The 13,848-nt window shown below is 39.4% G+C and carries 12 protein-coding genes and 1 riboswitch; of the genes, 4 read left to right on the top strand and 8 right to left on the bottom strand.

Annotated features, from left to right (window positions below):
* Positions 1–75 precede the first annotated feature (75 nt).
* A complete protein-coding gene (locus tag CWB77_RS02725) occupies positions 76–579 on the top strand; it encodes a peptide-methionine (S)-S-oxide reductase (protein WP_138595112.1) in 504 nt (167 codons plus the stop codon).
* A gap of 402 nt (positions 580–981) precedes the next feature.
* Here CWB77_RS02725 and CWB77_RS02720 read toward each other — a convergent pair whose 3' ends face one another.
* From CWB77_RS02720 to CWB77_RS02700, 5 genes are all read right to left on the bottom strand, one after another.
* On the bottom strand, positions 982–1,278 hold the full coding sequence (locus CWB77_RS02720) for a hypothetical protein (RefSeq protein WP_138621253.1): 297 nt from the start codon (positions 1,276–1,278) through the stop codon (positions 982–984).
* A 200-nt stretch (positions 1,279–1,478) separates the two neighbouring features.
* Positions 1,479–2,030, bottom strand: a complete 552-nt coding sequence (locus CWB77_RS02715) for a DUF4136 domain-containing protein (RefSeq protein WP_138621251.1) — start codon at positions 2,028–2,030, stop codon at positions 1,479–1,481.
* 105 nt (positions 2,031–2,135) lie between these two features.
* Positions 2,136–4,928 carry an Mks condensin complex protein MksF gene (locus CWB77_RS02710; protein ID WP_138621249.1) on the bottom strand — a complete coding sequence of 931 codons (2,793 nt, stop codon included), beginning with the start codon at positions 4,926–4,928 and terminating at the stop codon, positions 2,136–2,138.
* Entirely contained in the window at positions 4,925–5,473 is a 549-nt protein-coding gene (locus CWB77_RS02705; protein WP_010388659.1) for a condensin complex protein MksE, read from the bottom strand. The genes CWB77_RS02710 and CWB77_RS02705 overlap by 4 nt, the downstream gene beginning before the upstream one ends.
* Before the next feature lie 5 nt (positions 5,474–5,478).
* Positions 5,479–6,750, bottom strand: coding sequence for an MksB family condensin complex protein (locus CWB77_RS02700; RefSeq protein ID WP_131691174.1), 1,272 nt, complete (start codon positions 6,748–6,750; stop codon positions 5,479–5,481).
* 196 nt (positions 6,751–6,946) lie between these two features.
* On the opposite strand from CWB77_RS02700, the gene nhaD reads away from it, so the two are divergent.
* Positions 6,947–8,194, top strand: coding sequence for a sodium:proton antiporter NhaD (gene nhaD / locus CWB77_RS02695; protein ID WP_055012618.1), 1,248 nt, complete (start codon positions 6,947–6,949; stop codon positions 8,192–8,194).
* Positions 8,195–8,292: 98 nt separating this feature from the next.
* Positions 8,293–8,465: riboswitch (Lysine riboswitch) on the top strand.
* Between the two features lie 75 nt (positions 8,466–8,540).
* Positions 8,541–9,932 carry a lysine-sensitive aspartokinase 3 gene (gene lysC / locus CWB77_RS02690; protein ID WP_171043245.1) on the top strand — a complete coding sequence of 464 codons (1,392 nt, stop codon included), beginning with the start codon at positions 8,541–8,543 and terminating at the stop codon, positions 9,930–9,932.
* On the opposite strand, the gene CWB77_RS02685 is transcribed toward lysC, so the two are convergent.
* Complete coding sequence (locus tag CWB77_RS02685; RefSeq protein WP_138621245.1) at positions 9,906–10,664, bottom strand: 4'-phosphopantetheinyl transferase family protein; 759 nt, start codon at positions 10,662–10,664, stop codon at positions 9,906–9,908. The two genes, lysC and CWB77_RS02685, sit on opposite strands and share 27 nt — an antisense overlap.
* A 166-nt stretch (positions 10,665–10,830) precedes the next feature.
* Here CWB77_RS02685 and CWB77_RS02680 point away from each other — a divergent pair, with 166 nt between their 5' ends.
* On the top strand, positions 10,831–12,153 hold the full coding sequence (locus tag CWB77_RS02680) for a sodium-dependent transporter (protein WP_138621243.1): 1,323 nt from the start codon (positions 10,831–10,833) through the stop codon (positions 12,151–12,153).
* Between the two features lie 82 nt (positions 12,154–12,235).
* Here the strand turns inward: CWB77_RS02680 and CWB77_RS02675 are convergent, their stop codons facing one another.
* Together CWB77_RS02675 and CWB77_RS02670 are read right to left on the bottom strand one after the other, a co-directional pair.
* Complete coding sequence (locus CWB77_RS02675) at positions 12,236–13,216, bottom strand: 2-hydroxyacid dehydrogenase (protein WP_138621241.1); 981 nt, start codon at positions 13,214–13,216, stop codon at positions 12,236–12,238.
* Between the two features lie 62 nt (positions 13,217–13,278).
* A complete protein-coding gene (locus CWB77_RS02670) occupies positions 13,279–13,818 on the bottom strand; it encodes a glutathione peroxidase (RefSeq protein WP_055012614.1) in 540 nt (179 codons plus the stop codon).
* Positions 13,819–13,848 lie beyond the last annotated feature (30 nt).

Genomic DNA, 13,848 nt, shown 5'->3' with positions numbered 1-13,848 from the left:
CATTTGATAATCAAACCTAGCGTTACAAAATAGTAACTCTGCATCCCATAAATTATTTATATTGGTCACTTTATTATGCAAACACAACAATCGAGTCATTCATTAAATCAGCACACACTTTATTTTGCTGGTGGTTGTTTATGGGGCGTGCAAGAGTTTATGAGGTATTTACCTGGAGTAGTGACTACTGAGGCGGGGCGTGCCAACGGCACGAGTAACACAACACAAGGTGAATACGATGGCTATGCCGAATGCGTTAAAGTAACCTTTGATGCCCAAGATGTAACATTAAATGAATTAATTGGCTATTTTTTTGAGATTATTGACCCATACAGTATCAATAAACAAGGTGACGATGTAGGCGAAAAATACCGTACCGCCATTTTTAGCCAAGAAAGTGATCATTTAAACATCGCCAGAGACTATATTAGCCAGCGTGATGATGCTGAAAAAATAGCGGTACAAGTAGCGCCACTGACTAATTATGTCCCTAGCGATCCCGACCATCAAGACCGTTTAACCAATCACCCTAATGATTATTGCCATATCCCAATTGATTTATTGCACAAGTATAAATAACAACTTCATTGGGGCGTATTTAAATAAAAAGTGCTGGTAACTAATGAAACTAATTTTTGCCTCGTTTGTACTTTTTTTTATTTTTATCAGGCTTTTTCTTTTTTCGCGGGAACATATCTCTAAAAAGATAGGGCACAGCTAAAAAAGTAGATCCCAGTTCCTAAGTAAAGAAAAAGGTAAAATAGATAAGTAAATGGCGACGCTGAAAAGAAATAAACGTCAGATTCGACCCGGTAATCTGTTGGGGTCAGAATATAGCCATCGTGTATAAATTTTATCGCAAATAAAATAGATAAAAGGCCTAAAGCCCAAAAGACTAAAGAGAATGCGATTTGGTTCAACAGCATTCTAATATTACTAATATTAGCGTGTTTTATTTTTTGCTTCTTTTTTGTTTTTTGATTATTTGACCGTTTTATGCTGACCAAAAAAAGTAATAATGATTGCCATTAGTATACCTACCAAGCCAATGCTTGAAAAAACCAGACTGTATTCACTCTTAATATTGAAGATATTTAATAGGCTGGTTATTAACAATAAAAAAATGCCAATAATTTTTATAATCGTGAGTGTTTTATTCAAACAAAACCATGTTTGACAAGAAGGGCATTGTTTTTCAATAAAAATACTATTTTTGTTAATATTTTTTATATCTTTAGCTGCAAAATTACTTTTACAATTTGGGCACGTTTCTTTCATTTTAATCCTTTAATTTATCTCACAACTTTAAACACAACGTTTACTAAACGTCTTATTGATTAAGCTTTATCCTTGTAACATGATTACTATAGCATTGAGCTATCACCTTGTTAATGTGTAACTTATTACTTTATAGGTAAACAGTCTTTAAGCCATAAAAAAGCCCGCAAACATGCGGGCTTTTAAATATCAATTAAAGTTTATTGCTGCGCTTTAGGCGGAAAGTTACTTAAAATATTGGCAACCGTTTCCTTAATAGCGGCTTCACGTTGTGATGGGGTTTGTTTTTTCTTTAAACGACCATCTTTAGCACCACGCCAAATTAATTGGTTTGACTCACGATCAATAATATCGATAACTAATGTGCCTACTTCATATTCGCGTGCGCTTATATCGTGGTTAAAGCCAGTGCCCCAGTAACCCCAACGTGCACCGTAGCCAACGTTAAAGCTATCAACTTCAAGCTCTTTATCTACACTTGCATGGTAGTTAACAAGTACATCAGCTTGCGCTACGTCAACCAATTGCATACCTAATTGTTGGCTTAGTTGGTTGTTTACCGCATTGCGAACGCGTTTTTCCATAAGCCCACTGATTTGGTAGTTATTCGTGTCTTTGGTTAGACTCGCGTTTTCTACCCAAGCAAACGTTTTGTAGTTACTAAAGTTTGCTGATTTATCGTAATCCCAATCGGGCGTTTGTGTACAGGCGGTTAGTAATGCCAGTGCTGCGACAATAAATATGTGTTTCATTCCGTTTGCTCCAATAAAGTGCGATTGTTTAAACTACCATGGGCGAGGTTAATTTAAAATCTTTAAAATAAGTGTAACTGGCTAAGATGAATAGCCAATTAATTCTTAGTCTAGCTGAGGAGCTTTATGTTCAACCTCAATCCAATCTTTTTCATCTACCCAGTTTTGTGCACCGTCTTTTACTGAACGAATTGGCACAATATAATCACAACTTATTTGCGGTTTAACCGAGGCAAATATTGGCACAAAGCCAAAGCTCAGGGCAGTTTCTATAATTGCCTTTTGGTTTTGCGGGTCGATATCAGCCGCTTCATCTATATAAATAGGTATACGGTATAAGTTTTGTTCCTGATCGCTTAATAAATAACGAATAAACAACATGCCACATAATAGTTTAATGGTGATACGCGTACCATTTGAGCCAGCCGAGTCTATCTTTTCAAAGTGCTCGGTTTCACCTGCACGGTTAACCACTTCAAAACGAATATCAAACAAATCGGTGAGGGTCAGACCTGCTTTGTCTGAGGCGAGTTTAATTAAATGATCTTTTGCCTCGTTTACCGCGCTCTCGCTGTAAGGTTCTTGGCTGAGTAAATCTAGGGTATCGCCTTGTTCAAATTGGTTAGAGGTACTGATAATAGTATCAATACTATCTACCAACATTTTGCGCGGGATAATATTAATTTTAAACGCTTGCAGGTTTGAGATGCGGTGCTGGCTAATGCCTTTATTAAAGCTATTCATTTCACGGCGTAAGCGGTCTAAATCTTCGCGCAGGCCTTTAATTGTAGCGGCCACTTCAGTGAGGGCAACGCGACCTTGTCGCTCAACTGCATCGCGCTCGTTATCAATGTTATGAAACGCGCTAATAAGCTTTTGATATTTACTAAACTCATCGTTTTCGTTATCAAACTTAGTGATACCGGCATTATAAATATGCATATAAGTATTACGTACATTTATATCGAAGTTCCGTAGCTCTTGGCAGTCCTTATTAAAGTGGTGAATTAAATCGCTTAAATTATCAAAATCGATTTTTATATCAATCATATAAGGCGTTACTTTACCACTGTATAAATCTAATGTGTGGTCAATACGCTCGGTTTTAACTTGGCGTAAGCGCTCTGTTTGACGATTAATTTGTGCCTGCTTAGATTTAATTAGTGAGCGTCTATCAGCAATTGAGCCACTGTTTTTTTGAATATCTTGTAGGTAATCGTCAACTTGTTCGCGCTCGGCTAAAAGCTGCTCTTTTAGCATTGCTTGGGCGTCAACCGACTGTTGCATCACTTCAAATTGCTCTAAGCGTTTAAGTGCGCTTTCTGCACTCATAAGCTCATCGTATAGCGCGTCTTTTTCTTTTTGCTTATCTGCAACATTGGCGGCCACTTCGCGTTGTTGTTTAAACTCTTTTAATGATTGCTCAAGCGCGGTTAACTGAGCGCTCAGTTGCTCTTTGTTTTCGCCGCTTTGCATTTGTACTGGTGAGAGCTTTTTAAGTTTAATACTGGCACCGGGTAGGGTGAGTACACCGCCTTTAACATTTTCGCTCAGCTGTGCTAAAAATTCACCAAAGGCGTCTTCGTCATCAATGGTTATATCGCCATTACTGGTGGTGGCAAAGGAGAGAAGATCGGGGTTTAATAGCCGCGATATTTCTTCTACCTCTTTCAGTGATAAGTCTTCACGCATACGAGTGAATAAATTAAATTCTAAGTTTTTAAGTTGTAACTTTAAGCTCTTAATTTGTTTTTGTGTTTCACCAATACGGTAATCAAGGGTGTGTAGGCTTTGCCCTTGAGCACTCGTAATAGAGTGTGACAACGACTCGTAGTCATTTTTTAACTGCGTTAGATTGGTTTTGAGAGTGGCTTTATTAACCAGCTCAAATTCACTTTTAAGGGCGTTGAAATCTAAAAACCATTGTTCAATTTGAGTTTGCTTGCGCTCTATATCGCGCGATTGTTGCACGTATAGCCCTTGCTTTTGTTCAAACTCGTGTTTTTCGTGCTCAATATCTTCAAGAGCGATGTTGAGCTCGCTTAGTTGCTCTTCTTGGTAAGCATCAAAATCAATCAGTGCTTGGTCAATTTTTGGTGCATAAGCGGCCAGTTTACCTTTAAGAACGGTTTGGTTTTCGAGCATAGATTCAAGGGCGGCTATGGGCTCTTGCATTGATTCTAGCGCTTTTAATTCACGTTTTGCGCGGTTTACTTTATCAAACGAACGGCGCCAAACCTCGTAAAAGTCGACCTTAGAATTTGACATATGTCGTTCAAACACACGCAACATAAAACGCTTAACGTCGTTTGCGCCTAATTTATGTAAATTAAGAATACGACGAAATATTTCTTTGTATATTGCAGAGTCTTGAACGTTGTTGAGGGGGATCATTTTTAAATTGATCTCACCGTCAAATTGCGTCGCTCCGCCTGTCAGTAGGGCGTTTAACTCTTGTGCTTTAAGCTCTATTGGGTTGTAACCTTGCTGCTTTAAGTGATTAAACAGCTTGGTAAACTTAATAATGGTATTGCCTTGGGTGTACTGGGCTAAATCAAGCTTACCTTGATAGCAAAAGTATTGGTGTGCATAACCGGCAATTTTACCTAAGCCGGCTACGCCAATGACGACTGAGCCATGGGGCAAATCGGCTTGCAATAAAATGTACGATTGATCTGATGAAAAATAAAACTTACGGGTTTCATCTAAATCGTGGCCATCCCACTCGGTTAGGCGTAAATCGTTAATTAGCGGAAATTGCAGTGCATTAATTACTGAGCTTTTACCTGTGTTGTTAGGGGCACAAATCGAGCTACTTTTATCCAGTGGGATCACACATTTTGCATAGCCTGCGGTATTTAGTAGGGCGAGTTTACTCAGTCCGTATAAATTTTTCATTGCTCGTCCTCACTAATAAAGGTCTCTTCGTTTACTTCCATTAAGGCATCAATATAGCGGTGAATAGGGGCTTGCAACATAAAGCCACCTTCTACCTCGCGGGCAAGGCCTAAACGTACCATGCGTAAATACACATCTTTGCGTAAGTCAGAACCCGAGAATATCTCAAGCTGATCAAATAAATGTTTATTAAGTTGCACCAAGGTTTGCATGAGCTCTAAATCGTTTGGCTCGTCAAATAATGCGCGCATTGGGTCTTTACCTGTATTGGCAAAATGCTCTATTAAAATGTAAATAGTGAGCGCTACAGCGCGGGAAATCTTACCCATGTTTGGGGTGCTTTCATCGCTGGCAAAATAATAAAAACCACGGCTATCGTGTTTTAACTCGTGGCCTAGTGCTGTAAATAAGGCAGTATAAGCGTCTATTTGTTGGTCAAGCTCTTGCCACATTACGGTGTCTTGTTCGCAAATGTGGTAACCGGCGACTAATTTTTTATTAATGGCTTGTAAGTGAGAAAGCTCATCTAAGTTTATATGGGTCATGGTGATTACTCGTGCTCGGCTTTATCAGCCTGAGGCTCTGAATTAAAGGGATATAAATTAAAGTGCTGGCCTGCAATGTTAACGCGAGCTTTTTTATCGCTTTGGCTAATTTCTAGGGTGTTATCGCTTACCAACTTTTGATACAAAAACAACATTTCATCGGCTTCAAGTTCAGGGTAGCTTTCGTCTAAAAATTGCAGCAAAGGCTGTGGTTTTTTACGCTGCTTTTTAAAGCGTTTGGTAAATTGCGCTTTTACATCGTGATAGTCAGGAATGTTTGGCGTGACAAACGCGGGCACATCATTTTGTTCTGGTAGCTGATATTCGTGGTGTTCAAACTCAGCTAAGCTTGCCATATAGGCAACAATATGACGCTGTTGACCCAATGAATACTTTTGCGCATCGCTTACAAAATGGGGTTGCACGGCGCTGAGCATATTATCCACCCCGTTTTTACGAATTAGCCCTAATACTTTTGCCGCTTGGCGGGTAATAAGGTTATTACGGCGCAACTCTTCACGCAGTGGCATTAGCATGTCGGCACTTTTACGTAAGCTTGTCCGGCCAACTAGATGCATTTCGAGAATACGAGTACGTAATTGCTCAAGCATACGTTTATCACTGTACGCCTTGCCTGAGCGTTCAATATGTTCTATTTGGGTGCTAATTTGTTGCTCAATTAGAGTAAAACAGGCATGAAAGTCGCCTCTAATATCCACCATTTCTAGCATGGGTTCTATATATTCATCAAACGCTTCTATGACGGCTTTGTAGCGCTTTTGCAGCGATTGCACCGCGTTATTTGATTTGGCTTGCTCAACAATATTTAAAATGGCGTTTTCGTTATGTAAAAACAGCTTAATTATTTTACGAACCCGATCATCCATAATGCGGCTAAAGCGACGTAAATCATCAAAATCTTCCATTTCACCGGCATTAGATAGCCGGTTACCTAAGCGAGCTAAATCATCAACCAATACACTAATTTCTTGTGCTAAGCCTAAATGTTCTTCTTGAAGTAAAAAGGTAGCAAAGTCCGCAATGGCACGGTTAATTTCTAGTTGTGACGATTTAGCCAATGGAATAATGATTTCTTGATTTAATAACCGATTGGTTTCTTTATAAATACGCTCATTATTCCACGTCGGTTGCTTTTGTTTTATGGCATTTTGTAAATCTTTAATACTAAAGTCGGCCATTTTAAAGCGTTTAAATAATAGCTCTAATACACCCCAATGCTCAGTGAGGGTATTAAGTAGCTTTTTAGCTGGGATCATAAGGCGTTACAACATCCTAGTATTCGTTATTTTATATTTCTTGAACTTATATGGTATTCGTTTTTGCGACGATTTAATAATAGTTTTTACACTCGCTTAGTGATAGTATCCGCGCCGAATATAGGCACATAGAGTGTGTACCTCTATTTTTTACATGGTTTCAATTTTTACTTAAACCCGAAGGTTGTTTAATATCATGGTTTCCTCGATTATCCTGACGCTGATAGCGATTGCATTCTTGCTTATCGTTATTGAGGATGTGATTCACGTAAACAAAGCCAAAACGACATTATTTTTTGGTACACTTTGTTGGATTATCTCCTTTATTTTTCCTCTTAATGGGCAAAGCCCTGAAACGATTCAAACCCTCCTTGACCACAATATTTTAGAAATTGCTTCCTTATGGCTGTTTTTAATGGCCGCAATGACCTTTGTTGCCTATTTAAACTCCAAAGGACTCATCGAAAATGTTGTGAACCGGATAATGCCAACCAGCATTAGTGAACGAAAGCTAATGTTTTTGGTAGGGTGTTTTGCATTTGTATTTTCATCTATCTCCGACAACGTAACAGCTACACTGATCTCCTTGGCTGTTATAATGTCATTAAAGCTTGAAGCCAAAAAACTAGTTAAGTACGCCACCTTAATTGTATTTGCAGTGAACTCAGGGGGTGTATCACTTATCACAGGTGATGTAACCACACTTATGATTTTCCTTGATGGTAAAGTAACAATTAGCAATTTATTACTGTTAATTGTGCCTGCATTATTAAGCGTATTATTACTGGCTACTTTATTATCAATTGGTATGAACAAGCAGTTAGAGTTTAAAAAGACTAAATTTAAACGCATTGAAAAAACCGACATTACTATCGCTGTTATTTTCTTCACTACCGTTATTTCTACCCTTACTTTAAGTGTTTTATATAGTGTGCCGCCGTTACTTACCTTTTTACTCGGCCTGTCTATTATGTTTTTAGTCGCACAATTTTTAATGCGCAAAAAAGATATCAATAAAGATATGATCGACTTTATACGTGACATAGAGTACGACACCTTACTGTTTTTCGTAGGTGTGTTATTACTTGTTGGCGCATTAAAAGAAGTGGGCGTGCTAAGCCAATTTACAAACCTGTATACAGTGATGGCGCCAGAGTACGCTAACTACTTAATGGGTATTTTATCGGCCGGTGTTGATAACGTGCCACTAACGGCTGCGTTACTAAAAGCCGACATTGTAATGAGTCAACAGCATTGGTTGTCGTTTACGTATGCAACCGGTGTGGGTGGTTCAATGCTGATCATTGGTTCGGCGGCTGGTATTATTGCTATGAGTAAGGTTAAAGAACTTACTTTTGCAAGTTACCTTCGTTTGTCGTTGTATTTGTTAGTGTGTTACACCTTTGGTTATGCTGGCTCTTACTTTATGGGTAGTTTTATTTGATTTTATAATAAAACGACTTGACAGCTACACGTCTAAACGATAACTTTCAAAGCCGCACTCTTAGTGCGGTTTTGTTTTATTAGCCACAGGTTAATAATACATTCAGAAGAGGTGCGATACTTAGGTACTTAATGTGAGGCAACGACAGCCTGCGACCATTAAGGAGGGAAGTACTCGCCGAGGAAAATAATGGGTCGTTACCATTGTTTTTCGGTTTATGGGGCTGAATCCTCAAAACTGTCACCAATTTAGGTGGAGAGCTTCTGGCAGTAGATTTTTCTTATCTTTATTTCCTGCCAAGTTCTTCTTGTTTTATTGCGGTTTGGATGCCGCGAAAGGAGACGAAATGACTACCCAATCAGTGCCACAAAGTTCACAGTGCACAAAATCAGATTACATTGTTGCCAAATTTGGCGGCACTAGCGTTGCTAACTTTGAGGCGATGAGCCGTTGTAGCGAAATCATTGTAAACGATAACAGCGTTCGAATTGTTGCAGTGAGCGCCAGCGCCGGTGTAACTAATCACTTGGTGGCACTTTGTAAAGCCGATATTGATGCCGCTGAACGTCAACAGCATGTTGACGGTGTACTTGCTATTCAGCAGGCAATTTTAACTGATCTGACCCTAGATGATGATTTAGCGCTTGGTTTTAATAACACTCTCGATGAATTTCAAACACTAGCACATCAAATACTGACAACAGAGCAACAACACGATGAGCTACTTAGCTTTGGCGAGCGTTTATCGTCGTATTTATTTACTCAAGTATTGCGCTTAAAGGGCTTAAATTCGCAGCGTTTTGATGTTCGCCAGGTGCTTAAAACCGATAGCCAATTTGGTAAAGCCACGCCTAATGTAGCCGCCACAGCGCTTGCAGCTAAAGAGCATTTAATTCCTTTACTAGAGAACAATGTAATTGTTACTCAGGGCTTTATTGGCAGCGATGAAAACAATGTAACCACCACACTAGGTCGCGGTGGCTCTGATTACAGTGCCGCCTTGTTAGCTGAAGCAATTAACGCTAAGAGTGTGCATATTTGGACCGACGTAGTGGGTATTTTTAGCACCGATCCTCGTTTGTGTGCTAAAGCCACACCTATTGCGCGTTTAAGCTTTGATGAAGCGGCAGAAATGGCCACTTTTGGCGCTAAAGTGCTGCATCCGGCTACAATTTTGCCAGCCAGTCGTAGCCATATAAATGTGTTTGTTGGCTCAAGCACAGAGCCAGAGCGTGGTGGCACCTGGATTGAACGTGAAAAATCGCAGCTACCTGGTATTCGTGCGGTCACGCAACGTAAAAACCAAATATTATTAACCCTTAAAAGCCCAGAAATGCTGTTAGCGAGTGGTTTTTTAGCTCGTATTTTTACTATTTTAAGTGAATGTAATATTTCGGTAGACCTGGTTACTACCTCTGAAATTAGTGTAGCTATTACCCTTGATGATGCGCCTAATGCATCACGCCCAGAGCTAGATCAAGAGTGCTTAGATAAACTTGCTGAGTTTTGCCATGTATCGGTTGAGAACAATTTAACCCTAGTAGCACTTATTGGGTCTGAAATTGTATTGCGTCAGCACGAAATGAATTTAATGCAGGTGTTGAGCGAATTTAACATTCGTCTTATTTGTCATGGTGCGAGTAAACACAACCTGTGCTTTTTAGTTGAGCAAAGTGAGTCTGATGCTGTGGTTCAAGCTATTCATAGCCGACTACTTGAAGGCGAGCTTGCTGCTTAACGCTTTCAATGAGATAAATGAGCACCGCCAGTCGGTGCTTTTTTTTGCCACAACGCTTATATCAAACTGCTCGTTTACATCATTTGTTAATGTGGTGCTGGTTGCACTTAGTTGCCTGTTGCCAAGCTCACAAAATACATTAGGGCTTAATAGCTGGGCAATAGGGCGGCTGGTTGCTTTTGCTAATGCCTCTTTTAATGTCCAAAGTCTGAAAAATGTCGCCGCTTTAGCAGCTGTGCACGGTTGCTTAGTTATAAGTGCCACTTCTGCAGCATCATAAAAGTGCTTTGCGAGTTTTTCAAATGGTCGTTTTAAACTGATTTTTTCTATATCAAAACCAAATAGCGAATGATCAATATTTAGGGCTACGCCTACCAAACCATGAGAGTGTGACACACAGCAACTATACACCTGGTTGTTATTTATATTTACCTCAAGCTTACTGGTTTGTTGATTAAATTCAGAGCTGATTTTATCAAGCGTTATATTACTGCTGCTAGGTAATACACTTTTGACTAAATATTTTAGTAACAGCCGCGTTGCTACATATTCTTGCTTTGCTTGAGGCGTTTTACGACGCGCGATGACACTTAATTCAAACGGGCTTAAAAACTGTGTAAGTGTTAGCTCATCAACCTGCAATTGGCTGGCATCAAATAATAAAATGGTGTGGTTATTACTCTCAGCAAGCGGGGTTTGTAATAACTGATTGTCAAAGTAAGCTGAACTCATTATTGCTCGTTAAAAGTGAATACCGATTACATAGTTATCGTTATAAGCTGGATAGTTTGTGAGCGGTTGTTTGCTGTTATGCGCGCTAAGTACATTTTTATTACTCAGTCGCCCTTAAATATGGTTTAATTCACATTCGATAAAATAATAACAGATTTGTAGGTGTATGACACAAGTGCGTGATGGTTTTCAAAGTCGACTTGGTTTTGTATTGGCAGCAGCCGGTGCTGCGGTAGGTTTAGGCAATATATGGGGTTTTCCTACACAGGCTGCTAACCATGGTGGCGGCGCATTTTTATTGGTGTACTTTATTGTTATTTTTTTGCTAGCGCTTCCCGCGTTATACACCGAGCTGTATTTAGGCTACAAAGCCCAAGCTAATCCGGTTAAAGCCTTAGGCCAAGCATGGCAAGACCATGCGCCTAAAGTAGGCGCTGCTGCAGGTTATATAGGCTTAGCTGGCGCAATTGTCATGTTAAGCTTTTATTCAATAGTGGCAGGTTGGATGCTTTCTTACGCCATAGAGCCTATAACCACCTTTTTAGGTATGCAGAGCTTGAGTGAGTTTTTGCATAGCGACTCTATGCTACGTAATTTTATATTTACGCCGCTGATGCTTATTTTAACCGCCAGCATTATTTTAAAAGGTGTTAAATCAGGAATTGAAACCTGGTCGCGCCGTTTAATGCCATTATTACTTGTTTTACTCGTTGGCCTAATTGCTTACATTGCTACCTTAAAGGGTGCCAGCGAAGGGTTTGCGGCCTATTTAGTGCCTGACTTTAGTAAAATACTCGACCCCGATTTAATTATTGCCGCAATGGGGCAAGCGTTTTTCTCATTATCACTGGGTGTGGGTTGCATGATGATTTATGGCTCTTATTTAAAGCCCGGTGCTAACTTACCAAAATTGACTGCAAGTGTTGCGTTACTCGACACCAGCGTGGCATTTTTAGCTGGACTATTAATTATACCGGCTATATATGTGGCACAGTTCAATGGCGTTGAAGTATTTAGCAACGGCAAATTAATTGGTGAAGGGCAGCTTATTTTTGCCATATTACCTGAGTTATTTGGCACCATGGGTGAAATTGGTTTATTGGTTGGTTTACTATTTTTTGTGTTGATGTCGATTGCCTCAGTTACATCAACCATTTCATCGACTGAAATTCCGGTGGCTTTCTTAGTAGAAAACCACAGTGTTGATAGAACCAAAGCTACATGGGCCGTTAGCGCCATTGTATTTGTTTGTGCCAGTACTATTATTGTTAATTTTGATTGGCTATTTGGTTTGGTTATTATGGTATTTACCCAATACCAACTCCCGTTGATGGGACTGTTTTATTTTATTACAGTGGGCTGGTTATGGCAGCGTGGTAATAAGCTTCATCAAGCAAGTTCTGGTGCACATTATTGGTTTGCTCAGTACATTCGTTTTGTCTGCCCAGTGCTAATGACCTTAGTATTTGCAAACGTTGCGTTTGGCTAGAATACAACAACTCATGTGTTATTGATAACAAAAAAAGCGAACACTATATTTTGTTCGCTTTTTTGCTTTTTGTTTAGCCGCGCTATAGCACTTCGTTTGTTAAGCTATTTCCTTGAGTAACCTCAAATGCATTTTGTAAGGTGATATTGGCAATTTCTGTAAGCGCTTCTTGAGTAAAAAAGCCTTGATGGCCGGTGATCAATACATTTTTAAAGCTCACCAAGCGAGAGAAAATATCGTCTTGGTTTATATCGTCACTGTGGTTTTTAAAAAACAGCTCTGATTCTTGCTCGTACACATCAAGCCCTAAATAACCTAGTTTTTGTGATTTAAGTGCCTCAATACAAGCTTTACTATTAACCAATGCACCGCGCGAGGTGTTTATTAGCATAACTCCTGTTTTCATCGCTGCAAATGCGTCATCGTCTATTAAATGATGGGTGTGCTCGTTTAACGGGCAATGCAAAGAAATTATATCGCTTTGTGTAAGCAGGGGGTTTAAATCAGTAATTGTGTAATTACCAGCTTGTGTATTAGGATCGCATACTAAAATGTGAGCGCCAAAACCGGTTAATATATTACACAATGCTTGGCCAATTTTACCGCAGCCAATAATACCCACCGTTTTATTATGCAAGTTAAAGCCAAGTAAGCCGTTCAAGTCAAAATTGTCTTCACGTACGCGGTTATAAGCTTTATGGGTTTTACGGCTAAGCGTAAGCATAAGTGCAATACAATGCTCTGCGACTGCCTCAGGGCTGTAAGCCGGAACGCGCAGAACACGCATACCATGCTGTTTAGCAGCAGCTAAATCTACATTATTAAAACCCGCACAGCGCAGTAAAATGGTGTTAACCCCAAATATAGCCAGTTGATCAATAACCGCTTTATCTACCGAATCGTTTACAAATACGCATACCGCATCAAATTCTTTAGCTAAAACCGCAGTGTGCATCGATAAACTTTGCTCAATATAGGTAATAGCGATGTTAGAAAAGCCAGTTAAGCTTTGATCGAAAAAAGGCCGCTCGTATTTTTGAGCACTAAAAAAAGCAATCTTCATTTATTACAATCCAACTAATCTAGTTACATCAACCATAAACCATTTTTATTATAGATGCCTTATCACTTTAATATTGCTGTGGTATTAAAACGACTATTTGCTGTTTTTATAATCGGTGTTGCCTCTAGACTACTTCTAATTACACTATGAAGTGACTCCGGTTTAGTGCGCGGCGCATAACGTGCAATTAGTTGTCCTTGGGCATTAACTAAAAACTTAGTGAAGTTCCACTTTATTGCACGGTTTTGTGCAATTCCACGCGTATGTGATTTTAAATAACTAAACAAGGGGTGCGTATCCGGGCCATTCACCATAACCTTATCAAATACTTCAAAATTAATTGCAAAGTGTTTTTGATAGTAGTCTTTTATTGCCATACCCTCTAATGGTTCGTTTTTATCAAACTGATTACATGGAAAAGCCAGAATAGTAAACCCATCGCTTTTGTATTGTTGGTATAGCTTTTCAAGCGCACATAATTGCGCCGAAAAATGACATTTGCTTGCTGTATTTACAATAAGAACCGTTTTTCCTTTTAACTGGCTCAAAGGAAAATCACTGTTATTACAAAGTGGTGCGTTAAATTGATAAATGCTATCCATAGATTACCTACCTAATTTCCTTATGCGGGA

Origin of the sequence: Pseudoalteromonas sp. S1610, assembly GCF_005887465.1 — a bacterium.
Lineage (GTDB): Bacteria > Pseudomonadota > Gammaproteobacteria > Enterobacterales > Alteromonadaceae > Pseudoalteromonas > Pseudoalteromonas undina.
This window is presented reverse-complemented; position numbering and strand designations above follow the sequence as displayed.